General features: G+C 74.1%; 20 protein-coding genes. 15 read left to right on the forward strand and 5 right to left on the reverse strand.

What is annotated here, in order from left to right:
* Positions 1–143: 143 nt before the first annotated feature.
* From J4557_RS12970 to J4557_RS13000, 7 genes are all read left to right on the forward strand, one after another.
* Positions 144–1,694, forward strand: a complete 1,551-nt coding sequence (locus J4557_RS12970; protein ID WP_208266844.1) for a hypothetical protein — start codon at positions 144–146, stop codon at positions 1,692–1,694.
* A 97-nt stretch (positions 1,695–1,791) separates the two neighbouring features.
* A complete protein-coding gene (locus J4557_RS12975; RefSeq protein ID WP_208266743.1) occupies positions 1,792–3,768 on the forward strand; it encodes a TY-Chap domain-containing protein in 1,977 nt (658 codons plus the stop codon).
* A 63-nt stretch (positions 3,769–3,831) separates the two neighbouring features.
* Complete coding sequence (locus J4557_RS12980) at positions 3,832–6,015, forward strand: TY-Chap domain-containing protein (protein ID WP_208266744.1); 2,184 nt, start codon at positions 3,832–3,834, stop codon at positions 6,013–6,015.
* A complete protein-coding gene (locus J4557_RS12985; RefSeq protein WP_208266745.1) occupies positions 6,012–6,380 on the forward strand; it encodes a UCP033725 family protein in 369 nt (122 codons plus the stop codon). Before J4557_RS12980 ends, J4557_RS12985 begins: the two co-directional genes overlap by 4 nt.
* Before the next feature lie 48 nt (positions 6,381–6,428).
* Positions 6,429–7,181 carry a LamB/YcsF family protein gene (locus J4557_RS12990; RefSeq protein ID WP_208266746.1) on the forward strand — a complete coding sequence of 251 codons (753 nt, stop codon included), beginning with the start codon at positions 6,429–6,431 and terminating at the stop codon, positions 7,179–7,181.
* On the forward strand, positions 7,178–7,792 hold the full coding sequence (gene pxpB, locus J4557_RS12995) for a 5-oxoprolinase subunit PxpB (protein ID WP_208266747.1): 615 nt from the start codon (positions 7,178–7,180) through the stop codon (positions 7,790–7,792). The genes J4557_RS12990 and pxpB overlap by 4 nt, the downstream gene beginning before the upstream one ends.
* On the forward strand, positions 7,789–8,637 hold the full coding sequence (locus J4557_RS13000) for a 5-oxoprolinase subunit C family protein (protein WP_208266748.1): 849 nt from the start codon (positions 7,789–7,791) through the stop codon (positions 8,635–8,637). The genes pxpB and J4557_RS13000 overlap by 4 nt, the downstream gene beginning before the upstream one ends.
* A gap of 46 nt (positions 8,638–8,683) precedes the next feature.
* On the opposite strand, the gene J4557_RS13005 is transcribed toward J4557_RS13000, so the two are convergent.
* The 3 genes from J4557_RS13005 to J4557_RS13015 form a co-directional block, all read right to left on the reverse strand.
* Entirely contained in the window at positions 8,684–9,379 is a 696-nt protein-coding gene (locus J4557_RS13005; protein WP_208266749.1) for a histidine phosphatase family protein, read from the reverse strand.
* An 82-nt stretch (positions 9,380–9,461) separates the two neighbouring features.
* Positions 9,462–10,550, reverse strand: a complete 1,089-nt coding sequence (locus tag J4557_RS13010) for a winged helix DNA-binding domain-containing protein (protein ID WP_208266750.1) — start codon at positions 10,548–10,550, stop codon at positions 9,462–9,464.
* Between the two features lie 45 nt (positions 10,551–10,595).
* Positions 10,596–13,190, reverse strand: a complete 2,595-nt coding sequence (locus J4557_RS13015; RefSeq protein ID WP_208266751.1) for an AAA family ATPase — start codon at positions 13,188–13,190, stop codon at positions 10,596–10,598.
* A gap of 185 nt (positions 13,191–13,375) precedes the next feature.
* Between J4557_RS13015 and J4557_RS13020 the strand changes: the two genes are divergently transcribed.
* From J4557_RS13020 to J4557_RS13045, 6 genes are all read left to right on the forward strand, one after another.
* On the forward strand, positions 13,376–14,332 hold the full coding sequence (locus J4557_RS13020) for an ABC transporter ATP-binding protein (protein ID WP_208266752.1): 957 nt from the start codon (positions 13,376–13,378) through the stop codon (positions 14,330–14,332).
* Positions 14,329–15,057, forward strand: coding sequence for an ABC transporter permease (locus tag J4557_RS13025; protein WP_208266753.1), 729 nt, complete (start codon positions 14,329–14,331; stop codon positions 15,055–15,057). Before J4557_RS13020 ends, J4557_RS13025 begins: the two co-directional genes overlap by 4 nt.
* 47 nt (positions 15,058–15,104) lie before the next feature.
* Positions 15,105–16,364, forward strand: coding sequence for a sensor histidine kinase (locus J4557_RS51640; RefSeq protein ID WP_208266754.1), 1,260 nt, complete (start codon positions 15,105–15,107; stop codon positions 16,362–16,364).
* A 96-nt stretch (positions 16,365–16,460) separates the two neighbouring features.
* On the forward strand, positions 16,461–17,066 hold the full coding sequence (locus J4557_RS13035; protein ID WP_190858039.1) for a response regulator: 606 nt from the start codon (positions 16,461–16,463) through the stop codon (positions 17,064–17,066).
* 50 nt (positions 17,067–17,116) lie between these two features.
* Positions 17,117–17,875, forward strand: a complete 759-nt coding sequence (gene rnhB / locus J4557_RS13040) for a ribonuclease HII (RefSeq protein WP_208266845.1) — start codon at positions 17,117–17,119, stop codon at positions 17,873–17,875.
* Between the two features lie 71 nt (positions 17,876–17,946).
* The gene (locus J4557_RS13045) at positions 17,947–18,576 is read left to right on the forward strand and encodes an HhH-GDP family DNA glycosylase (RefSeq protein WP_208266755.1); all 630 of its coding nucleotides are present in this window, start codon (positions 17,947–17,949) and stop codon (positions 18,574–18,576) included.
* 100 nt (positions 18,577–18,676) lie between these two features.
* On the opposite strand, the gene J4557_RS49550 is transcribed toward J4557_RS13045, so the two are convergent.
* Entirely contained in the window at positions 18,677–20,185 is a 1,509-nt protein-coding gene (locus J4557_RS49550) for a TerD family protein (protein ID WP_243775652.1), read from the reverse strand.
* A gap of 232 nt (positions 20,186–20,417) precedes the next feature.
* Here J4557_RS49550 and J4557_RS13055 point away from each other — a divergent pair, with 232 nt between their 5' ends.
* Complete coding sequence (locus tag J4557_RS13055) at positions 20,418–21,545, forward strand: Gfo/Idh/MocA family protein (RefSeq protein ID WP_208266756.1); 1,128 nt, start codon at positions 20,418–20,420, stop codon at positions 21,543–21,545.
* 62 nt (positions 21,546–21,607) lie between these two features.
* Here J4557_RS13055 and lplAB read toward each other — a convergent pair whose 3' ends face one another.
* Positions 21,608–22,657 (reverse strand): lipoate-protein ligase LplAB, encoded by a 1,050-nt coding sequence (lplAB, locus tag J4557_RS13060; protein ID WP_208266757.1) that lies wholly within the window; start codon positions 22,655–22,657, stop codon positions 21,608–21,610.
* 237 nt (positions 22,658–22,894) lie between these two features.
* Here lplAB and J4557_RS13065 point away from each other — a divergent pair, with 237 nt between their 5' ends.
* Complete coding sequence (locus tag J4557_RS13065; RefSeq protein ID WP_208266758.1) at positions 22,895–23,860, forward strand: pirin family protein; 966 nt, start codon at positions 22,895–22,897, stop codon at positions 23,858–23,860.
* The last annotated feature ends 3 nt before the right edge of the window (positions 23,861–23,863 follow it).

Here is a 23,863-nt window from a genome sequence, read left to right on the forward strand (position 1 = left end):
CGGTACCGCGCCATACGCACACGCGACACCGCGGGATCTGAGAAACTAGGCGCGTGAGTCCTCGCAGCCGCCGCCCCTCCTCCGGGGATCCGGCGCGGGACGGCACGGCCCCGCCCGGCGAGGTCTCCGAGATCTTCGACGGGATGCTGCGGCACGCCCGCGAGCTGCTGGCCGTGCGCAGCCCGCTGGACGCGGAGCTGATCGTCAGCGAGATCCTGGGGTCCTGGTGGGGACACCGGGTGTCCGCCGGAGACGTCGAGGTGGTCATCGGCGAGGCGCTGGTCGACCACGCGGCGCGCGCCGCGACCCCGGCGGCGCTGGCGCTGCTCACCGGGATGGCCTACCTGGGCACTCCGCGGCAGGCCGCCAAGGCCGAACGCGCCGCGCTGGAGTTGATGGAGCGGGGCGTCGCCCGTCCCGGATGGGCCGACCGCGTGGGCATGGTCACGCCGGACGAGTGCTTCGTGTCGCGCGACGTGTACGGCGACCAGGACTCCATCGTCTGCACGTACACCTACGGGGGAGCCGAACGGCACGCCCTGGTCGTCCTAGTGGACCGGAATAAGGCCGGGGCCGTCCAGTACGCCGACGCGCCGTTCCCCTCGGCGGCGCCGCCGGCGCCGCGCGCCGCGCGCCCCCCGGCCTGCGGGATGGTCCGGGACGCGTGGGTGTCGTCCCAGGTCGACAAGCTCCTCGACCACTGCCGCCGCGAGGGCCGCGACAACGCCCTGATGCGGTTCGAGCAACTGGACCCGCGCGACACCAAGGCGCTCCTGCAGAGCGCCCTCGCCCTCACCAACGACACGGTCGACCCGCCGATCAACGACAACTTCGGCTCGTACCACGCCTTCGTGCGCGCGCGCATAGGGATCCTCCCGCCGGGAGGGCGCCTGCCGCAGCCGCCGGTGTACGGGCGCGACCGCCGCGCCACGATCGCCGCGCGGTTCCTCGCGTCGGACGAGGCGGAAGGGCTCTCGGACCTGTCGGCCGCCAGCCGCTGCGTGGACCGCATCATCGCCTACGGCTGCACGCACGATTTCGGGCGGCCGCTGCGGGTCAGCCCGATCAAATGCGAGATGTTCCTGCTCGACTGGCTGCCGCGCAAGGTGCTCCTGTCCCCCGCGGAACAGGAGGCCGTACCGCACGTGCTGGCCGCCTGGGTGCGATGGGCCGGCAAGCGCACCGGCCTCCCCGACGAGGGCGTCAGGGCGACGCTGGACGCGGTATGGGACGCCACGGCGAAGTTCGCCGAGGCGTACCGCGACCCGTCCGCCTTCGGCCTCGACCGGGACCTCGTCGCCCGCCTCCTCCCGGACGGGGAGCTGGAGGCGCTCCCCCGGCGGGCGTTCGCGCTGCCGTTCCTGTCCGGCACCCACCGGCGCTCCGGGCGGCACGGCTCCGTCGACCTGTCGACGCTCGACCCGTCCGACCCCGACGACCGGCGCGTGATCCTCGAATTCGAGCACCCGGGCGCGGACGAGGAGCACCTCGACGCGCACGAGAGGCTCAGCGACCGGCTGTGGCGGGGCGATCCGCCGCAGCTGTGGGAGACCGCGCAGGCACTGCTCGACATCGGCTACGAACGCCACGAGATCCTGCACAGACTCATCGGCGTCCTCGATCGCTGCGGCGACGACGCGGACGCCCTCCGGGAGGCGCTGCGTGTGCTGCGTCACGAACCTCCGCCCGAGTGAACTCCTGGTTTGCGCGCGGCGTCCCCGGCGACAATCATCGGATCCCGGGCATGGTCTCGCGGGGGCCCGGGGCCGCCCCCGGTCGTAGGGAGTGATCTTGTTGGAGTGGTCCGAGTTCGCCCGCCGGCTGGGCCGTGAACTGGCGGGTCTCGACCGGGACACCATCCTCATCGTGCGCGAACGCGACGAGAGCCGGCACTACGTCCAGGCGATGCGCGAGCCCGACCGGCTCTACGCGGAGGCGGTCAGCAACAACTTCCTCGACGGCCCGCTGCTGCTCACGCCGGCCGACGAGGAGGTCATGAGCGAGGCGGGCTGGCGCCCGCCCGCCGACCCCGCGCCCCGCAACTGGTGGACCGAGCTGCCCGAGGCCGGCACGCCCGGCGGGATGCGGTCGGTCGCCGGCGGCGACTACTCGCGGCTGGCCGACGTGATGGTCACCGCGCTGCGCGACGTCCAGGGCGTCCGGCGCCCCTCCGACCTGGTGTACGAGTCCTTCCACCGGCACGGCAACGGCCTGATCGAGCTGCTCGACTTCGGCATCGAGACCGCCGACCCGTCGCGCGTCAGCAAGCGCCGCTCGTCGGCCGCGATCCCCCCGCCGGAGCCCGCGCCGGAGAGCGCGCGCCCCGCGCCCGGCCCGCCGCCCGCCGGCCCGCCCATGCCGCTGCCTCCGCCCGGGGTCCCCGGCAGCGACGCCGACCTCCTCGAACCGCGCCTGGCCGAGGCCAAGGAGCGCGGCGACCACGCCACCTACTTCACCCTGCTGGCGGGCGCCGACCTGGTGCTCCCCGCCACGGCGCACGCGGTGGAGAATCCCGACCGCGCCGAGCTGCCGACCATCACGATCGGCACCGGCACCTACGTCACGCTGTACACGTCCCCCGGCGCGCTGGCCCGCACGGGCGACCAGCATCCGCTCTACCGGCGCACGTCGTTCGCCCTCCTGGCGGCCGGCTGGCCGGACCCGTCCTGGCAGCTCGCCGTCAACCCCGGCCTGCCGAGCGAGGTCCTGCTCGACGCGTCCGCGCTCGGCCGCCTGGAGGCCGCCCAGCGGGAGACGCCGTCGGGCGCACCGGAGGCCCCCAACCCGTACGGAACGGTCGATCCCGGCGCGCTGTCCGGGCCCGGCGCCGTCGCGGGCGGCCCTCCCCCCGCGGTCAACGGGTCGGGCATGCCCGGGTTCCCCGGCGTCCCGGGGCCGTCCCAAGGCGTCAACGGATCGCCCGCCGCCAACGGCTCGCCCCTGCAGAACGGGCTGCCCTCCCTCAACGGGATCCACGGCGTCAACGGACTGGCGGGAACCGACGACTTCCACGACGACTCCGGTACCGCGATCGACCCCTACACGGCGGAGGAGTTGAGGGCGGCGCTGGAAGCCGGTACACCGGACCTGGGCAGGGCCAAGCCGGAGACCCCGGCCCCGGAGCACGCGCCCGAGCCGTCCGTGGCCGCGCCCCTGGGCGCCCCCACGGACGGGACGCCCGCCGACGGCGAGACCACCGGAACGCACCGGCCCGCCGAAACGCAGCAGCCCGCGACGCCGCAACCCGACGCGCACCAGCCCAGCGCACCCCAACATGAAGCACCGCAGCCTGAAGCAGTTCGACCTGAAGCAGTTCGACCTGCGGCAGTGCAGCCCGAACCAGTGCAGCCGGAAGCAGTGCTGCCTGAACCAGTGCTGCCTGAGGCACCGCGGCCTCTGGCGCCACGGCCTCCGGCAACGCCATCTGGAGCACCGCAGCCTGAGACGCAGCAGGTCGGAACGCCGCAGCCCGACATGCGGCCCCACGTGCAGCACGAGACGCAGCAGCCGTCCGCGACGCAGCAGCAGCCCGAGGTGCAGCAGCCCGACGTCCAGCCGGCCGGGGGGCAGCCCGTGACGCCGCCCCCCGTGGCGCAACCCCTCATGGTGCAACCGCCCTCAGGCATTCCGATGCAGCCGCCCCACGGCACCCGCCTGTGGCGCTCCGCCGGAGACCACGATGAGTTCCCCGTCGCGGTCTACGACGCCGTCGGCGGCGTCTGGAGCCCGGCGCGGGCCGACGCCGTACCGGCTCCCCGGGCCGAGTGACGGAGGGTTCGGCTACCGTCGAGTACGGCAATCCCACCCCCGGACGCGAGAGTGGACCCCCGAGTGGACTGGAACGACTTCGACAAGCGGCTGACCCTCGAGCTGTCACGGCTCCCCGTCAGGTCGTTCCTCATCGTGCAGGGGCCCAGTGGACTGCCGTACGTGCAGGCCATGCGGATCGAAGGCGGGCTGGACGCCGAGGCGGTCGGCAGCGCGTTCCTGCCCCGTCCGCTCGCGCCCCGTCAGGAGCGGCGCCTCACCACCCTCGGTTGGGAGCCGCCCGACGGCGAGGAGCGGCGGAACTGGTGGAACCGCTACACCTGGCGTGAGCGCGGCAGCCGCGCGTCCGCCGAACTGCTGGAGTGCGCCGCGATGCTCGCGGGCCAGATGGTCGGCGCCTTCCGCGACGTCTACCGGATCGACTCCCCGCTGAGGCTCGTCTACCAGGCGAGCAAGACGGGGCCGGAGGGCGGGCCGCTGGCCCTTCCCGGCCTGGGCATCCCGCTGGCCGTACCAGAGTCCGAGAGCCGTCCCGCCGCGCAGGACGCGCCCCGCGCGGAGCGCCCGTCCGGCACCGCCCTGGAGATCGCGCTCGCCGAGGCGCGCGAGCGCGGCGACCAGCAGGCGTACCTGCGCCTGCTCGCGCGCGCCACCCTGTACCTGCCCGCGGCCGGCGACCCCACCGCCGAGCACCGGTTCGCCACGGCGCAGTTCGGCGACGGGACGTTCGTCCTGGCGTTCACCTCGCCCGAGGCGATGGACCGGTCGCTGCAGGGGCAGGCCGTCCACCACCGTGAGGCGACACTGTCGGAGCTGTCCCGGAACTGGCCGCACCCGGACTGGCAGCTCGCGATCGACCCGGGGCTGCCCAGCGCCTCGTACCTGGACGCGAACGCCCTGTTCGAGCCCGTCCCGGAGGAACCTCGCACCCGCCCGGCGCCCCCGGACCCGTCCGACGTCCGGGTGGCCGGACGATCGACGCGGGCGCCCCGGACGGCGGCGCGGCGACGCCGGCAACCGGACGCGGGAGCCTCCCGGACCGCCGCCAGGACGCCGCAGGCGCCCGCTCGCCCGCACGCCGAGCCCACTGCACCCCAGAGCCCTCCCGCGGCCGCACAGGCGCCCTCACAGCCGGGCGCCGATCCTGCCCCGCTCCCCCGCCGGCGCGAACGTCCTGAGGCGGCCCCGCGGCCCGAGCCCGCGCCGCGTCCCGCGGCTGCGGCCGCGCGGGAGACGCCGGCCGATCCTCAGGGGCTTCCGGTTCCACCGCTGCACGGCGCCCCGCACACGGCCCCTGCGCCCGCGGCCGCCTCGCAGGAGCCGAACGTCCCGCACGGATCGCATGCGGCCCGCCTCACCACCCCGCAGCCCGCGCCCTTCGGTCCGCAAGGCGTGTCCCCCGGTCCGCAGCGCACGGCGCGGGACATCCCCCGGCCCTCCGGTCCCCGTGGCGCCGCCGTTCCGCCCGGGGAGACGCCGACCGCGTCCCGGTTCCAGCCGCCTGCCGCCTCCGCGCGCACGCGCGAGGAGCCCCTCGTCCAAGGCCCGCCGCCGCAGGCCCCGGCGTTCGACCGCGTAGAGCCCATGGCCCCGCGCGAGACGACGCCGAACCAGGTCCCGCTGGATCCACCAGGACCGACGCGTCCCACCGCCACGCCCCAGGACGCGCCACCGTCGGTGGGCGATGTTCCACGCGAGACCGTCCCGAACGGCGACGCGGCTCCGGAAAGCGCCGACTCCATGGACGCCGCGGCCGAGACCGTGGTCATGCAGAAGGTCCTCCGCCGCGAGCATGTGCAGCACTACCTGGAGGGCGGTTACGACCTCGTCGCGGGGTACGTGCACCGGCTCCAGGACGTGGCGGAGCTGAACACGCCCGCCGCCCTGATCCGCGGCCTCGGCCTCGTGTACGAGGGGTCGCCGTTCTCGCCCGGCGACGAGGAGATCTTCGTGGTGCGGTGGCCCGCGGTGAAGCCGTCGCTGTTCCGGCGGCCGCTGGGCGGCATCGACGAGTGGAGCATGGGGATCATCCCGGGCGGCTGGGTGATCGAGAAGGCGCCGTTCCCCGGCTCGGGGTACGCGCCCGGCGACGGCCCCGCCGTCCCCGAGTTCAAGATCGAGAGCCAGCGCCTGCCGCACGGCGCCGAGCTGTACCGGCTCGACGCGGCCGGGCGGGAGTCGCTGGTCGCGGCGTACGACGCCGACCTGCGCCGCTGGCTCGTCAGGCTCCCGGGAGGGCGGGGATGAGGATCCGGCACGGCTTCTTCGCGCGCTGGCGCGGCACCGAGTACGAGGCCAGCCCGGACGGCGACGAGGTGCGGCTCTACATGGGCGAGCACGCCGACGGGTTCCGGCAGATCGGCCCGGGCCGGTTCGTCCAGGTGGTGCCGGCCTCGGAGGTCGAGGACGTCCGGTACGTCAGCACGTACTGCACGTGGCGCGGCGAACCGTTCGTGGTGCTCGGCGAGCACCAGGGGTGGCTGCGGGTGGAGTACACCGGCGGCAAGGCGCCGGTGGCCGAGAGCCTCGGGCTGGAACTGTTCGACCGCGGCGTCTACCAGGCGTGGGCGTCCAAGCACGAGGTCGAGGACGTGCGCGAGGAGTCGGTCTGAGGTCGGCCCGGCCCTGGCAGGCCTGGTGATCGGTGGTAGGTCTTGGGCATGGCGGTCATCGACATCAACGCCGATCTCGGCGAGGGGTTCGGCATCTGGGAGCTGGGCGACGACCTCGCGTTGCTCGACGTCATCACGAGCGCGAACGTGGCGTGCGGGTTCCATGCCGGCGATCCGCTCATCATGCGGCGGGTGTGCGCCGCGGCGGCGGAGCGCGGCGTGGCCATCGGAGCCCAGGTCTCCTACCGGGACCTCGCGGGGTTCGGCCGCCGCGAGATGGACGTGGCGCCGCCGGAGCTCACCGCCGAGGTCCTCTACCAGATCGCCGCTCTGGACGGCATCGCGCGCGCGGAGGGCGGCCGTGTGAGCTATGTGAAGCCCCATGGCGCGCTGTACAACCGCATCTCCCGCGATGCCGTGCAGGCCGCTGCGGTCGCGGAGGCGGTGCGCGCCTACGACGCGACGCTGCCGCTGCTGACGCTTCCCGGGTCGGCCGTGCACGAGGTCGCCCAAGGGCTGACGGTGGTGGCCGAATGCTTCGCCGATCGCGCCTACACGCCGTCCGGCGGGCTGGTGTCGCGCCGTGAGCCCGGCGCCGTGGTGCACGACGCGGACGCCGTCGTGCAGAGGGCGGTGCGGATGGCGGTGGAGGGAACGGTCGTCGCGGTGGACGGCACCGAGGTCTCGCTCAAGGCGCGTTCCATCTGCGTGCACGGTGACACACCGGGCGCGGTGGCGCTCGCGCAGTCGGTCCGGTCCGCGCTGTCCGGCGCGGGCGTCGCGCTGGAGCCGTTCGCGTGAGGGTCCTGCGGGCCGGTGACGCGGCCCTGCTCGTGGAGACCGGCGACCTGGCGACGGCCCACCGGCTGAACGCGGCGCTGCGCGAGGCGTCCTGGCCCGGTGTCGTGGACGTCGTCCCCGGCGAGCAGACCGTCCTGGTGGTGGCCGACCCGTCCGCCGATCTCGACCGCCTCGCGGCCCGCCTGCCGCACCTGCCGCTGCCCGCCGACGCGGAGGGCGACGCAGAGCCGGTCGAGATCCCCGTCGTCTACGACGGGGAGGACCTCGACGAGGTGGCGCACCTCACCGGGCTCTCGCGCGAGGAGGTCGTCCGCAGGCACGCGTCCGGCGCGTACACGGTCGCCTACCTGGGCTTCTCGCCCGGCTTCGGCTACCTGACGGGCCTGGACCCGGCGCTGCACGTGGCGCGCCGGGCGTCGCCGCGCACCGCGGTCCCGGCGGGATCGGTGGCGATCGCGGGACGGTACGCGGCCGTCTACCCGTCCCGGTCGCCGGGCGGCTGGCGGCTCCTCGGCAGGAGCGGGCTGCCGTTGTGGGACGTGACGCGCGAACCGCCGTCCCTGCTGCGGCCGGGGACGCGCGTCCGGTTCGTCCCGGAGGAGCCTTCTTGATCGAGGTCGTCCGGCCCGGCCCGCTGGCGACCGTCCAGGATCTCGGCAGGCCCGGCCTCGCCCACCTCGGCGTGCCGCGTTCGGGCGCGGCCGACGAGCGCGCCCTGCGCCTCGCGAACCGGCTCGTCGGCAACCCGGAGGGCGCGGCGTGCGTGGAGTTCACCTTCGGCGGCGGCTCCGTGCGCTTCCACGAGGGCGCCTGGGTCGCCGTCACGGGCGCACCCTTGCCGGTGGGCATCGACGGCCGCGCGCACGGGACGAACGCGCCGTGCCATGTACGGCGGGGAGGCGTACTGGAACTGGGCACGCCCGCGCACGGCCTGCGCAGTTACCTCGCCGTGCGCGGCGGCATAACGGTCGACAGCGTGCTCGGCAGCAGGTCGACCGACCTGCTGTCCGGTCTCGGGCCCGCGCCGCTGCCGCCCGGCGCCCGGCTTCCTGTAGGGCCGGGGGCGAACCTGGACGCCATCACCGTCGACGTGGCTCCGGCCCCGCGCATGCCGGAGACGCCGGTCCTGCGCGTCCTGCCCGGCCCGCGCGCCGACTGGTTCACCGAGGACGCGATCGCGACGCTGACGTCGGCGCCTTACCAGGTGTCACCGGACAGCAACCGGGTGGGCGTCCGGCTCGACGGGCCGCCGCTGGCGCGGTCGCGCGGCGGGGAACTGGGCAGCGAGGGCATGGCCACCGGCTCGGTCCAGGTGCCGCCCAGCGGCCTGCCCATTATCTTCCTGGCCGACCATCCGACGACCGGCGGCTACCCGGTCGTCGCGGTGCTCGCCGCGGCGTCGGTGCCGTACGCGGCGCAGCTGCGTCCGGGGCAGCGCGTCCGGTTCCGGGCCTGACGCCGCCCCTCAGGACGGCCGCCCCGGTCAGGACGGGCGCTTCCGGTCAGGACAGCGGCGCGGGCGCGGACCAGTCCAGATGCGAAACGTCGTTGAACCCGCGGATCGACGACAGGCCGTCCCTCCACACCAGCACGGAGATCGACCCGTTGTCGGGGGTGAGGAACGCGAACGGCCGGGACCCGGTGGCGGCCGCGAGCGCCTGCCCGATGACGCCGCCATGGGTGAACACCGCCACGCGCCCGCCGGGATGAGCGGCGGCGACCCGGCCGAGGCCCTCCCGCACGCGGGCGGCGAACGCCTCGTCGGACTCCGCGCCGGGGATGACGTCCCAGCGCTCCTCCGCGACCATGCGCTGGGCGATCGGGTCGTTCTCGGCGACCATCTTGCGGAACAGGCCGCCCTCCCACTCGCCGAGATGCACCTCGCGCAGGGCGGGCTCGACGCGCGGCTCGATGCCGAGCTTGCGCGCCAGCGGCGCCGCGGTCTGCGCGGTCCTGCGCAGCGGAGTCACGTAGAGGGCGTCCAGCCGGGTCGACGCGAGCCGCTCGGCGACCCGGTCGGCCTGCTCGCGGCCCTCCGGCGCCAGCTCGGGATCGCCCTGACCGTCCACCAGCGGGAACGGCGCGTCCGGGCGGGCCGGTGCGGAGGCGCCGTGCCGGATCAGCAGCAGCTCGGTCGCGCCTTCCGGCGGCTGGTAACGCTTCTGCCGGTATTCGACCGGCTGGTCCCGCTCGTCCACGGAAGGCACCTTATGCGGGCGGCCGGTGGCCGCGTCACGCCGGGGTGTCCCGCGTTCCGCGCGGCCGGCATGCCGCCGGAGGTCAGGCCAGGAGCCGCCCCAGGCGGTCTCGCTCGGCTTCGAGAGGCCCGGCCGGGAGGTCTTCGAACGCCGTCACGGCCGGGTTCCCGTCCTTGGCCTCCCACACTCCGGCGACGCGTCCCTCGTGCAGGACGACCGGCGAGATCCAGCCGCCCGTACGGCTCACCTCGGCGCGCCGCTCCGCCGGGATCAGGTAGAGGGCGCTGGTTCCCGCGCCCAGGACGTACTGGTCGAACGCGCCCAGGAGCCGTACCGACGTGGCCGGTGCGGTGTCCACCAGTTCGTCGCGGTGCTCCTCCAGCACGCGCATGGGCACGCCCTCGACCTCGATCGTGGAAAGCCCGTCCGCTGCGGCGTCGAACCAGCCCTTCACGTCCTTCTTCCGGTTGCCCTTGCGCATGAGCCAGTTGTCGAACATCTCAGGTGTGGCGGGGCCGTGCGCACCGAGGTAGGAGTGGACGACAGTACGGGCCGCCTCGTCCCGGAGCATTGGCAGCCCCTTCCAGGCGGGCAGCCAATGCTCCGGTGCCGTGAACGTGACCCGCGTTCCCTGCGGCGGCCCGTAACAGAGGACGCCCCACCAGGCCAGCGGCTTGAGGAGCGTGCCCCACCCGGAGCCCAGCACCTCCGCGAGGTGCCGCGAGCCCGTCTCCTCCACCACCGCGGTGGTCAGCTCCTCGCGCGTGAGCGCGCCCCCGCCCGCGAGCGCTTCGGCGGCGGCTCCGGCGATCGCCTCCAGATCGGCGGGGGTCGCGCCGAAGTTCCGTTGCCAGGTGGCCTTCTCCCAGTTGCGGACGGCCGCGCACAGCACGAGGTAGGCGGCGACCTCGTCCGCCGGAAGCAGGTGCAGCGTGCCGCGCATGGCCCACGTCTTGACGAGCGTCCTGTCGTCCAGGACCGCGCTCGCCACCTCACCGCGCCTGAGCGTCGCCTGACGGACCGCCACGGCGAGCTCGGCGGCGGAGGGGACCTGCGCCTGCACGCCCGCCAGGCGCCGCGCGATGTCGACGGTGGAGACGTCGCCGGGAACATCGATGAACTGCCGCCGCATCCGCCAGGCCAGCACCTGCGCCCACGTAACCGAGGTCATCACCCGATTAGACACCGGCCCACCGACATCATCGCCCGGAGCGGCTCAGGCCAGGCGGTGGCTGAGGTCGGCGAAAGCGTCGCGCACGTCGTCGGCCGTCAGCAGGGTCAGGTCGGCGGCGGTCGCTGCGGATCCGAGCCCGGCCGCCCGCAGCGCCCGGCACGCGCACGCCTTCTCGTACAGGGACCGCGCGAAACGCCCGTTGCCGAGCTCGTCGATGCGGCCCGTCCCGCAGACGTGCTGGAAGACCAGCGCGAGGTCGTCGAGGGCGCGCTCCTCCCACTGGTCGCCGCCCTGCTCGGCTATGAGCTGGGCTATGCGCAGCAGCTCGTCGGGACCGTAGGAGGGGAACTCCACGCGGACGTCGAAGCGCGACGCAAGCCCCGGGTTGGATGCGAGGAAGCGGTCCATGTCGGCCTCGTATCCGGCGAGGACGACCACGAGGCGGTCCCTGTCGTCCTCGGCGCGCTTCAGCAGGACCTGCACCGCCTCGGCGCCGAACGCGTCACCGCCCGAGTAGCCCGGGTTGGTCAGCGCGTACGCCTCGTCGACGAACAGCACGCCGCCGAGCGCCGAGTCGACGACCTTGTTCGTCTTCAGGGCGGTCGCGCCGAGGTGCTCGCCCACGAGGTCGGCCCGCTGCGCCTCGACCACCTCCGGCCGCACGAGCAGCCCGAACGCCGCGAAGATCCGGCCGAGGACCCGCGCGACCGTCGTCTTGCCCGTCCCCGGCGGGCCGGTGAACACGAAGTGCCGCGTCGGCGGCCGGGCGACGAGCCCCTGCTCGCGGCGCATCCGCGCCACTTGCAGCTGTGCGGCGATCTCCCGGACCTGCCGCTTCACCGGTTCGAGCCCGATCATCGCGTCCAGCGAGCCGAGCGCCTCGTCCAGCGTCGGCGTCTCGGCGTAGCCGCGGTACCGCTCGGTCACCTCGGCGAAGGCCGTCTCGACGTCCTCTTCGAGCAGGGTGACGAGGTCGTCCGCGCTCGGCGCGGCCGGTTCGCCGGACGACGCGACGGCGTCGACGACCCGTACGTCACGCGCGCGCGCCGCCGCCTCGGTGAGCGTGCGGACGAACCGTCCGTTCCCCAGTTCGTCGACGATGCCGCGGCGCTCGACCTCCTCGAACCGGGCGGCCAGCCGGTCGCGTGCGCCGGGCGAGAGCCGGTCCTCGCGGAGGCCCGTGTGGTACTCGGCGATCCGGAGGAGTTCGGCGGGCCGGTACGACGGGAAGTGCACGCGGGTGCCGAAGCGGGACGCGAGACCGGGGTTGGAGCCGAGGAACTCCTCCATCTGCGCGTCGTATCCAGCGAGGATTATCACCAGGTTGTCGCGGTCGTCCTCGGCCCGCTTGAGGAGAGCCTGCACGGCCTCGTCGCCGAACCGGTCGGGCTGTCCCTCGGCGGAGTTGACGAGCGCGTACGCCTCGTCGATGAAGAGCAGCCCGCCCAGGGCGGAGTCGATGAGCCGGTTGGTCTTGATGGCGGTGGCGCCGAGGAACTCCCCGACGAGGTCGGCGCGGTGGGCCTCCACCACCGTCTGCCGGGGCAGCAGCCCGAACGCGTAGAAGATCTTCGCGAGGACGCGCGCGACGGTGGTCTTGCCGGTGCCGGGCGGCCCCACGAACACGAAGTGCCGCATGGGCTTCTCCGTGGGGACGCCGGCGGCGGCGCGCATGTGCGCGGCCTCGATGGACGCGGCGATGGAGCGCACCTGCCGCTTGACCGGCTCCAGCCCGATCATGGCCTCGAGCTCGGCGAGGGCGTCCGCGACGGAGATGCCCGGTTCGTCTGTCCCGCCGGCGCCACCGGTCGCCGCGGCCTCCCCGGCACCGGCGGCTTCGGCCGCCTGAGCCGCCGCACGCGGCCGCTGGGCCGCTTGCATGGCCGCCGGGGCTCCGGAGGACGAACCGGCCGCGTCGTCGCGCGAGGCGCCGGATGAGGGGCGTGCGGACCCGCCGGTATCACGCCGGTCGGGCCGGTCGCGCTTCTCCGGGCCGGAGGGGTTCCGCCGAGATCCCACCGTCGCGTCCCCCTTCGGGGTTGCCTGTTCCTGCACCCAGCCGGTCTCGTACGCCTCGGCCGGAACCGCCCGCCGCGCCTGGTCCCAGCGGTAGGCGAGCACCGCGAAGGCCGCGGCCCATCCCGGCAGGACGCTCGCCTGCGGAAGCGGATGCGCGCTCGCCGCGGTCGCCACCCCCGCCGCGCCGAGCGCGAGAAGCGCCGTCCGCCAGGGCGCGTAGCCGCGCAGGCGGAAGGCCATGAACGCCACCGGCAGGGCCAGCAGCGCGAGCAGCAGTTCCGGGACCAGGTAGGGCGGGTGCCCGCCGTCCGGGTACAGCCGGCCCAGCGGCACCGACAGCGCCAGCCATGACGCGACGACCGCGACCACCGCCATCCCGGTGGGCGAGCGGAGCGTCAGGTGGACGACGATGAGGAGGATGACCGCGAACGCCGCCGTGCCGAGGACCGGCCCGCCCGCGACGACCACGGCCGACAGCACGAGCGCGACCAGCAGGACCCCGCCGAGGAAGCGCAGCCCCGCAGGGATCTGGAAGTAGCGCCACCGCAGGCGCTCGAAGAGATCCCGCGCCGCGGCGTCCTTCGCCGGGCGGGAGCGGGACCTGCCAAACAAAGCCATCAATAAGCGAGTAAAGCGCAGGACAGGCTCGAACGGGACTCCCCGCGCCGCGTTCATTGACTCCGGCGGAGGCCGCCCGGTCGGAGGTCCTGTTCGCGCCGCCGCGAGACCAGGACATTTGTCCTGCGAAGAACCAGAGGTTCGGCTCTGCGGCCGGCCATGGCGCGGTCCGTAGCGTCACGGACATGACAGTCCAGACGACGGAAGCGGCGAGCGCGGTGGTGTTCGCCGGCGTCACCAGGAGCTACGGGACCGTGCGGGCGGTGGACGGCCTCGACCTGCGGATCGACCGGGCGACGTCCGTGGCGCTCCTCGGGCCGAACGGCGCCGGCAAGTCGACCGCCATCGGCATGCTCCTCGGCCTGCTGCAACCGGACTCCGGGACGGTCGCGCTCCTGGGCACGACCCCTGAGCAGGCCGTGCGGGCCGGCCGCGTCGGAGCGATGCCGCAGAGCGGCAGGCTGATCGGCGGGGTCACCGTGCGGGAACTGCTCGGTTTCGTCCGGCTCGCCTATGCCAGGAAGGCCAGGGCGGTCGGGCGCGCCGCCGCAGTGCCCGCCCTGAGCGAGTTGATGGAGACGGCGCGGATCACGGAACTGGCCGGGCGGAAGGCCGACCGGTTGTCGGGCGGGCAGGCGCAGCGGGTGAGGTTCGCGATCGCGATGGCGGGCGCGCCCGACCTCGTCGTGCTGGATGAGCCCACCACAGGTCTCGACATCGAGGCACGGCGGGAACTGTGGGCGGCCATCCGGGGGTACGCGGACGGGGGCGGCACGGTGCTGTTCTCCACGCACTACCTGGAGGAGGTCGACGACCATGCGGACCGCATCGTCGTCATGGACCGCGGACGGGTCGTCGCCGACGGCACGAGCGAGGGCATCAAGCGGCGCGTGCCGGGCCGCACGGTCAGCTTCGACCTGCCGGGCCGCGCACCGTCCCTGGACGTCCTGCCGGGCGTCCTCAGCAGCGAGGTCGGCGGCGGCCGGGCCAGGCTCCACACCACCGACTCCGACGCGACCGTCCTGGCGCTCGCCGAGGCCGGCCTCGTCCGGAACCTGGAGGTGACGGGCGCCAGGCTGGAGGAGGCGTTCCTCACCCTGACCCATGCACACGGCGCGCGCGCCGAAGGAGGCTCACGGTGATCGTGCACTATGTCCGGCTGGAGATGGTGCGTCTCCTGCGCGATCCCGGCTACCTGGTGATGAGCCTGATCTCGCCGCTGACCATGTACCTGGTGTTCACCTCGCTGGACCTGACCGGTGAGTCCGGGAAGGGCGGTGCTGTGTACTCGATGGTGGGCATGGCCGGCTTCGGCGCCATCGGCGCGGTCATGGGCAGTGGCGTCGCCATAGCCGAGGACAAGCCGATCGGCTGGATCCGGCAGCTCCGCCTCCTGCCGCTACGGCCGCTGGACGTCGTCGTCGGCCGGACGCTGTGCGCCATGGTCGTCACCCTCCCGCCGATCCTGTCGGTGTGCCTGGCCGGAGCCCTGGTCAACGGGGTGTCGCTCGGCGCCGGGCAGTGGGCCGCCGTACTGATGCTGCTGTGGGCGGGCATCGCGCCGATCGCCGTGCTCGCCATCGGCCTCGGCTATCTGCTCACGGGCCAGCAGGCGCAGATGGCGGGGCTCGTCTGCTACATGGGCCTGTCCCTGCTCGGCGGCCTGTGGGTCCCCATCTCGACGTTCCCCGGCTGGTTGGAGCGCCTCGCCACCGCCACTCCCATCAACCGCTATGGGGAGCTGTCCTGGCGCGTGACCGACGGCGCCGCCCCGTCCCTTACGGGGGTACTGGTGCTCGCCGGATGGGCGGTCCTGTTCGCCGCGGTCGCCGTGTACGGCTACAGGCGCTCGGCGCGTTCGGCGTGAGCGTCCCCACCCGCGTACCGTTTGCGCGTGAGCGAGGAGAGCACCGGGTGAGGCTCTGGAAGGACGCCCCGCCCCGGCGGACGCCCGACCTGGACCTGGACAAGCTGGACCGCAACGGCCCCGAGGGCGGCGCGTTCGTCTTCTGGCTGATCATCCTGCTGTGGCCGCTGCGCGACATCGTCGAGGGCCGGTCGCACCCCGTGTGGCTGGCCGTCCTCGCGCTGCTCGCGTTCGCGGCCGTGCACGTCGCCGTGGCCCGCACCGCGTTCGACGGGCGGGTGCCGATCAAGGTGCCGGTGGGCCTGCTGCTCGTGGAGGCGGGTCTGGCGTCCGCCGCCACCGCCGGCTTCCATCACCGGTGGTTCACGATGTGGCCGCTGCTGGGGCTGGCCACCGGCATCGTCGTCGGGCACATGCCGCGCCAGACGAAGGGCCCCGAACTGCCGATGCTCATCGGCATCGGAGGCGTCTCGGCGCTGTGCATCCTCGTCTCCGCGGCCGCCGGGGAGGACGCGCAGACCATCCTCGGCAGCTGGTACGGCGTGGTCACCGCCGCGCTGGTGACGGCGGTCGTGCTGCGCCTGTTCACCGTCATCGGCATGCTCCGCGCGGCGCGCGAGGAACTGGCGGAAGCGGCCGTCGAGCAGGAACGGCTGCGCTTCTCCAGGGACCTGCACGACCTGCTCGGCCACACGCTGTCGGTCATGGTCGTGAAGGCGCAGGCCGTCCGGCTGGTCGCCGAGCGCGATCCCGCGGTGGCCGCCGAGCAGGCCGCCGACATCGAGAAGGTCGGGCGGCAGGCCCTCGGCGAGGTGCGCCAGGCGGTCTCCGGCTACCGCGGCCGCGGCCTCGCCGAGGAGCTCGACGCGGCGGTCACCGCGCTGGCTGACTCCGGCGTGGACGCCGCCGTCCGCCGGGCCGGGCCGCCGCTGCCGCCGGAACCGGACGCGCTGCTCGGCTGGGCGGTGCGGGAGGGCGTCACGAACGTGATCCGGCACAGCGGCGCCCGGAGCTGCGCCATCACGATCCGCAATGACGGCGGCAATGCGACCGTGGAGATCAGCGACGACGGAGCCGGCCCTGGCCGGCACGCCGCAGCCGAAGCGGTCGGCGCCGCGCACGCGACCACCGGCCATGACGGCGGTGACGGCCCGCGGTCCCGCCCGGAGGCCCCGGCGCTCTCGCTGGGCCCCGGCGGGCACGGCCTGCGGGGCCTGGCGGAACGGATGGAGGCCGCCGGCGGCACCCTCCGCACGGGAGCGGCGCCCGGCGGCGGGTTCCTGCTGACGGCGACCGTGCCGATCTGAGGGACACCGCCGATGCGGACCAGCGGATCAGGGGCCGCCCCGCAAGCCGGACGGCGGGCCGCGGCGCCGGTGGAGAATGAGGCCGGGAGGAAGCCCGTGATCAAAGTTCTGCTCGCCGAGGACCAGGGCATGATGCGCGGCGCGCTCGCGCTGCTGCTGGGACTCGAAGAGGACCTGGAGGTCGTCGCACAGGTCGGCGACGGCGCGCGGGTGCTCGAGGAGGCCCTGCGGACGCGCCCGGACGTGGCGGTGCTCGACATCGAGATGCCGGGCCGCAGCGGTCTCGACGTGGCGGCCGACCTGCGCCGCGAACTGCCGGGCTGCAAGGTCCTCATCGTCACCACGTTCGGCCGTCCCGGCTACCTGCGGCGGGCGATGGAGGCGGGCGCGAGCGGCTTCCTGGTGAAGGACGGCCCGATCGAGGACCTCGTCGCCGCGCTGCGGCGCGTCCTGGCCGGGGAGCAGGTCGTCGACCCCGCCCTGGCGACCGCCGCGCTGTCGGTCGGGCCGAACCCGCTGACCGAGCGGGAGCGGGACGTGCTGACCGCCGCGTCCGACGGCGCGACCATCGCCGACATCGCCGGGCGCCTGCACCTGTCGGAGAGCACCGTCCGCAACTACCTGTCCTCGGCGATCGGCAAGACGGGTGCGCGCAATCGCATCGAGGCGGTGGGGACGGCCCGCCACAATGGCTGGCTGTGACCACCGAACACGTCCCTGAGGACGCCCCTTCCACCGGCACGGCCGACGCGCTGCCCGGCCTCGATCCCGCTCCCCCGGCGCACGGGGACGCCTCGCGCGCCGCGGGCTACGAGATCGAGCGGGAGCTGCGGGACGCGCTCGCCGGCGGCGACCGACCGGTCAGGATCGCGGGCGTGGACGAGGTCGGCCGCGGCGCCTGGGCGGGCCCCGTCGTGGTGTGCGCCGCGATGACCGACCTCACCGCGCCGCCGGTGCTGCGCGGGCGCGGTGACCGGACCGTCGCGCTGACCGACTCCAAGCTGCTCACGGCCGCGCACCGCGCGTCGTTCGCCGAGGTGCTGCCGGGGTGGCTCGCCGGGCACGCCATCGGCGCGTCCGCACCGGAGGAGATCGACGAGGTCGGCATGACCGAGGCGCTGCGGCGCGCCGCCGTCCGCGCCCTGGAGGCGCTGCCGCACCCGCCGGACGTGGTGATCCTGGACGGCAAGCACGACTTCCTGCGCCGCCCCTGGCGCGTGCGCTGCGAGATCAAGGCGGACCAGCGGTCGGTGACGGTCGCGGCGGCGTCCGTCCTGGCGAAGGTCCACCGGGACGGCCTGATGGCGGACCTGGAGCACGAGCACCCGGGCTACGGGTTCGCCGACAGCGCCGGATACCCCTCGCCCGTCCACCAGCGGGCCCTGGAGGAGTCCGGGCCCACCCCGCACCACCGGCTCTCCTGGTCCTACCTCGACGACCTGCCCCGGTGGCGGCACCTGAAGAAGCACCGCGACCCGCTGGCCGGGGAGGGGCAGCTCAGCCTCCTGTGAGGGCGCTTCCGCGGGCGCATGAGTCATCCCCCTCAGCCCGGGTACGCGTCGGTCTACGGGAGGTGCAAGCCATGGACGCCGTCATCAAGAAGCTGCTGCGCGAGTCCGGCGAGACGTTCGCGGAGGAGGCCGGGATCCCGCTGAAGGACCAGCCCGCGGCGCTGTTCAAGCTGCTCGTCATGGCGAACCTGCTGAGCGCCCGCATCTCGTCGGACATCGCGCTCGCGGCCGCGCGGGAGCTGTTCGAGGCGGGCGGCGGGACGCCGCGCGGCATGGCGAAACTGACCTGGCAGGAACGCGTGGACGCGCTGGGGCGCGGCCACTACGTCCGCTATGACGAGAGCACCGCGACGCGGCTCGGGAACATGGCGGAGATAGTCCAGGACAAGTACAAGGGGGACCTGCGCAAGCTCGCCATAGAGGCGGGACGCGATCCGCACAAGGCCGCCGAGCTGCTCCGGGAGTTCCCCGGCATCGGGCCCACGGGAGTCGACATCTTCTGCCGGGAGGCCCAGGCGATGTGGCCCTGGCTGCGCCCCTATGTCGACTCGCAGGTCAAGAAGGGCGCGGAGCGGGTGGGGCTGCCCACCGACGCCGGCAAGCTCGCCTCCAAGGTCCCGGAGAAGGACCTGGCGCGGCTGAGCGCCGCGCTGGTACGGGTCGCCCGCGACAAGAAGCTCGCCGACGCCCTCAAGACCTGACACGTGTGACCACCGCGAACCGCCAACGGCCGCAGGCCGGCCCCGGCGGTTCACCGGCGGACCGCGAGCGGCGCGGCCCTCGCCGCGCCGCTGCCGGGCTTCAGTCCTTGCCGCGTGCGGCCACCCATTCCAGGTTCCAGCCGTAGGCCTCGTCGACCGACATCTTGCCCCAGCGGGGACGGCCCGGCGGCGGCGGCACGAACCGGCCCTCGCGCCGCACGACCAGTTCCCCGCCGATGTTCTCGATGAGCGCGAGCACGGCGTCGCGGGAGCCGTCCACGCAGTCGTCCATGCGCATCTCGATCGGCGGCGCGTTCACCGGGAACAGTGTGGCGATCGCGTCCAGGCCGCGGAAGTCGTCCGCGCCGTCGTAGATCTCGGCGAACACCAGGATCCGCTTGAAGTCGGCGGTGTGGTCCAGGTTGATGGTGAGGTTCTCGCCGGTCTCTATCGCGCCGGTGCGGTCGTCGGCGTCGAGCTTGATGAACGGCGGGCGGTCCAGCGCGCCCATGTCGCCGAGCGCGTGGATGATCCCCCTGCGGCCGCTCTGCAGTTCCCAGAGGCAGCACAGGTCGAGGTCCAGGTCGACGCCGCGGCGGCGCTTCCCGAGCCGTCCCTTGGCGACGCCCTCGCGCGCGGTCCAGTTGAGGTTGACCCGCATGTTGCCGGAGGTGGCGCCGTGCTTGGTGAGCGACACCGTCGGCTTGTTCTTGGTCAGGGAGATCTTCCCGCCCTCCGGCGCGGGCGCCTGCGGAGGCGGCGCCTGGGGAGGCGGTCCCTGCGGAGGCGGCCCCTGGGGAGGCGCGTATCCAGGGCCGGGCGGAGGCGCGTACTGCCCGGGTGGCGGCGGCATGTACTGGCCGCCGGGGGGCGGCGGCGCGTACTGGCCGGGCGCTGGAGGCGGGGCGTACTGGCCTGGTCCGGGAGGCGGCGGTGCGTACTGGCCGGGCGGAGGCGGCATGTACTGGCCGCCGGGCGGCGCGTACTGCTCCGGTGGCGCCTGCGGGGCGGGAGGTGCCTGCGGAGGCGGCGGGGCCTGCGGCGGAGCGGACGCCTGAGGAGGCGGCGGGGCGGCCCCTTGGCCGGGGTCGTCGACGCTGATCCCGAAGTCGGTGGCCAGGCCCGCGAGCCCGGTGTCGTATCCCTGCCCGACCGCGCGGAACTTCCACGCGCCCTGGCGCCGGTACAGCTCGCCGAGCACGAACGCGGTCTCGCTCGTGGCGCCCTGACTGTCGAAGCGCGCGATCTCGGCGCCGCCCGACGCGTCCACGACCCGCACGTACAGCCCCTGGAACTGGCCGAACGTCCCCCCGTCGGCGGACGCCGCGATCACGATCTTCTCCACGCCCGGCTCGACCCGGTCGAGGTCGGCCGTCAAGGCGTCCACGACGACGGCCCCGGGCCGCTTCCCCTCGTACCGCACCGCGCCGGACGCGTGCGCCGGCTGGTTGTAGAAGACGAAGTCGCCGTCCGAGCGCACCCGGCCGGACTCGGTCAGCAGCAGCGCGGACGCGTCGGCGTCCGGCACCCCCGGGCCGCCCTGCCAACCGACCTCGACGCGCACCGCGGAGACCGGCACCGCGGTGTTGGCGCCCTTCTGCATGGACATAACGCTCCTCGTCCTCAACCGACGTCGACAACCTACGGGCAGACGCACGGCACGGCGACCTGCATGTGAGGTGGACGCACGACACGACCGCGGAGTTCCGCCGCCCCGGCCAGAACACCCGCCCTCGGCAACCGGACTTCATCCCTCCATTTAAGTGGACGAAGCCCGTCCGGTTGCGCTACGCTTCCCGGCAAGCGGACGGCGATGGTCCGGTTATCGGGAGGAATGCGACATGGCGGACGGCAGGATCCGGGTGGGAATCGTCGGGGCGAACCCCGACTGGGGCTGGGCCGCGCGGGCGCACATCCCCGCGCTCCGCGCCCTGCCGGACTACGAGATCACGGCCGTCGGCACCACCCGGACCGCCAGCGCCCGTGCGGCGGCCGACCGGTTCGGCGTCCCGCACGCCTTCACCGACGCCGCCGAACTCGCCGCGCACCCCGACGTCGACCTGGTGGCGATCACCGTCAAGGTGCCGGCCCACGACGCACTGGTCCGCGCGGCCCTCGGCGCGGGCAAGCACGTCTACTGCGAATGGCCCCTGGCGCTCACCACCGCGGAGGCCGAGAACCTCGTCGGCCTCGCGAACAGCACCGGCGTACGGCATGCGGTCGGCCTCCAGGCGCGCTTCTCCCCGGCCGTCCGGTACGCGCGGGACCTCGTGGCCGACGGATACGTGGGCCGGGTGACCTCCGTGAACGTGTACGCGGCGCGCGGCAAGGGCGCCGCGGGTGAGATCCCGGGCTTCGCCGCCTACACGCTCGACCCGTCCAACGGGGCCGGGACGCTCGAGGTCGGCGCGGGCCACACCCTCGACGCCCTGGAGTACATGGCCGGGAACATCACGGCCCTCTCGGCGGAGCTGGCCGTGCAGCGGACGGAGTACCGGGTGGCCGGCACGCGCGACACCGTCGCGGTCACCAGCCCCGACCAGATCGCCGTCGCCGCCGTCCTCGCCGGCGGCGCCACCGCCTCCGTGCACGTCCACGACGCCAAGGTCACCGCGGCCCGCACCCGGATCGAATTCGCGGGCACGGACGGCGACCTCGCGCTCGTCTCCCCCGGTCCCGGCGCCGCGGCCGGCGTCCAGATCGGCGCCCTGGCGCTCCGCGGCTCCCGAGGGCACGGATCACCTCGGGAGGACCTGCCCGTCCCGGACGAGTACCTGTGGGTCCCGGAGCCGGCGCGCGACGTCGAGGTCCTCAACGTGGCGCAGTTCTATGCCCGCTTCGCCGACGACCTCCGGACGGGCGGCCGGACCGTCCCCGACTTCGACACGGGACTGCACGTGCACCGGCTCCTCGACGCCGTCCGCCTGTCCGCCGAGACCGGGACGCGGCAGGAGGTGCCGCAGCCCTGAACGCCCGCCCGCCCCGCCGCACCGGCGCCCTCATACCGCGAACGCCAGACCGTGCACCACCGTCAGGGGACGCGCGCGGTCCACTCGGGAGTGGTGAACTTGTCGGCGGCGTACTTGTCCGCGAGGCGCAGCTCGTCGTCGGTCAGCCCGTCCGCGACCAGGCCGTACCTGCTCCGGAAGTGCGCGATCATCCGGTCGATGATCTGCTCGCGGGGCAGGCCGGTCTGCCGCCGGAGCGGGTCGACGCGCTTGGCCGCGCTGGCGATGCCCTTGTCGGACAGCTTCTCCCGGCCGATCCGCAGCACCCGCAGCATCTTCGCCGCGTCGATGTCGTAGGACATCGTGACGTGGTGCAGCACGGCGCCGCCGGCCAGGCGCTTCTGCGCCGCGCCCGCGATCTTGCCCTCGTCGGAGGTGATGTCGTTGAGCGGCTGGTACCAGGCGCGGATCCCGAGTTCGGCGAGGGCGCCCAGCACCCAGTCGTCGAGGAACGCGTAGCTCTCCGCGAACGACATGCCCGCCACGAGGGACCCCGGCGCGTACAGCGAGTAGGTGATCGTGTTGCCGGGCTCGACGAACATGGCACCGCCGCCGCTGATGCGCCGCACCACCTCGACCCCGTACCGCCCGGCCTCCTCGGCGTCGACCTCGTTGCGGAGCGACTGGAAGCTGCCGATCACGACGGCCGGCGACGCCCATTCCCACACCCGCAGCGTCGGCGGGCGGCGGCCCGCGCCGACCTCCTCCGCGAGGACCTGGTCGAGCGCCATGTGCAGCGCGGGCTCCTGCGGGGGCTCGTGGATCAGCCGCCACTCGTGGTCGCGCCAGTCCGACGCGTGGGTGATGGCCCGCCGCACCGCGATCCCCACGGCCTCGGCGGTGACGCCCAGCATCACGGTCCCGGCCGGCAGCCCCCCTTGGACGCGGGCGCCGATCTCCCTGGCCTCCAGCCCTGCGGGCAGCCCGTCCAGTGCGGCGTTGATGGCCTCGAGCGCCTCGTCGGGCTCCATGAAGAAGTCGCCGCTGATCCTGGGACGGCGCAGCAGGCCGTCCACCACGTCGAGGTCGGCGACCACGAGTTTGCCGCCGGGGACCTTGTACTCACCGTGCATCACGTTGATTCCAACCCCGGCGCGCCGCCGCCGATTCCGCGCCCGCAGCATCACCTCCAGCAACCCCGAGAACCACCACGGGCGGACGGGGGGCACCACTTCCAGCGCCCCCGAGACCACCGCCACCGCCGACCGGCGAGCGCGGCCACCGGCGGATGGGGAGCGGCCTTTAGCGATCCCGGTCGGGGGCTCGCCTGGGGCGTTGCATACGGTGTCCCGGAGGAGGGGGTCGGTGCCGTGAGCAATCTTGATGTTCAGCCCAAGGCCGTCGCGTGCGGGGGCCGGGAGGACGTTCCCGGGGGCCCGGTGCACGAGGTGTTGCCGCCGCGGAGGGTACCGCTGGGCGAGAGCACGTTCGTCCGGCGGCTGCTGCCGAGCCTGGGGCGGCGGATGGTGGGCGCCTGGTGCTTCGTCGACCACTACGGCCCCGACGACATCGCCGACCAGCCCGGCATGCAGGTGCCGCCGCATCCGCACATCGGGCTGCAGACGGTGAGCTGGCTGCACGAGGGCGAGGTGCTGCACCGCGACAGCCTGGGGAGCCTGCAGACGGTCCGGCCGCGAGAGCTGGGGCTGATGACGGCGGGGCGGGCCATCGCGCACTCGGAGGAGTCCCCGCGCGAGCACGCGCGCCTCCTGCACGGGGCGCAACTGTGGGTGGCCCTGCCGGACGCGCACCGCCGCACCGACCCGGCGTTCGAACATCACGGCGACCTGCCCGTGGTGACCGGGCCCGGGTTCAGCGGGACGGTGATCCTCGGCGAGTTCGACGGGGCCGCCTCACCCGGGACGGTCTTCACTCCCATCGTCGGTGCGGACATCGCCTTGGCGGACGGGGCGGACGTCCGCCTGCCCGTTCAGCCGGACTTCGAGTACGCGGCGCTGACGATGTCGGGCGTCACCGAGGTGGACGGGGTGCTGACCGAGCCGGGCTCGATGGTGTACCTCGGGTCCGGCCGCCGGGAGCTGCGGCTGCGCGCCGACGGGGCGAGCGGGCTCGTGCTGCTGGGCGGCGAGCCGTTCGCGGAGAAGCTCGTCATGTGGTGGAACTTCGTCGCACGGTCCGGCGACGAGATCCGCCGGGCGCGCGAGGACTGGACGTCCGGAGACGGGTTCGGCGTGGTGCACGGCTACCACGGGCCCCCGATCCCGGCGCCGGCGCTTCCGGACGTGCCCCTCAAGCCGCGGGGCCGCGTGCGATGACCA

This window comes from Actinomadura nitritigenes, assembly GCF_017573545.1.
In the GTDB taxonomy this organism is placed as follows: Bacteria; Actinomycetota; Actinomycetes; order Streptosporangiales; family Streptosporangiaceae; genus Spirillospora; species Spirillospora nitritigenes.

Coding starts and splice junctions, on each gene's coding strand:
- J4557_RS13015 (WP_208266751.1), bottom strand. CDS start 13,190: ATGGCTTTGTTTGGCAGGTCCCGCTCCCGCCCGGCGAAGGACGCCGCG.
- J4557_RS12970 (WP_208266844.1), top strand. CDS start 144: ATGCTGCGGCACGCCCGCGAGCTGCTGGCCGTGCGCAGCCCGCTGGAC.
- J4557_RS13020 (WP_208266752.1), top strand. CDS start 13,376: ATGACAGTCCAGACGACGGAAGCGGCGAGCGCGGTGGTGTTCGCCGGC.
- J4557_RS13010 (WP_208266750.1), bottom strand. CDS start 10,550: ATGACCTCGGTTACGTGGGCGCAGGTGCTGGCCTGGCGGATGCGGCGG.
- J4557_RS12990 (WP_208266746.1), top strand. CDS start 6,429: ATGGCGGTCATCGACATCAACGCCGATCTCGGCGAGGGGTTCGGCATC.
- J4557_RS12985 (WP_208266745.1), top strand. CDS start 6,012: ATGAGGATCCGGCACGGCTTCTTCGCGCGCTGGCGCGGCACCGAGTAC.
- J4557_RS13045 (WP_208266755.1), top strand. CDS start 17,947: ATGGACGCCGTCATCAAGAAGCTGCTGCGCGAGTCCGGCGAGACGTTC.
- lplAB (WP_208266757.1), bottom strand. CDS start 22,657: ATGCACGGTGAGTACAAGGTCCCCGGCGGCAAACTCGTGGTCGCCGAC.
- J4557_RS49550 (WP_243775652.1), bottom strand. CDS start 20,185: ATGTCCATGCAGAAGGGCGCCAACACCGCGGTGCCGGTCTCCGCGGTG.
- J4557_RS13055 (WP_208266756.1), top strand. CDS start 20,418: ATGGCGGACGGCAGGATCCGGGTGGGAATCGTCGGGGCGAACCCCGAC.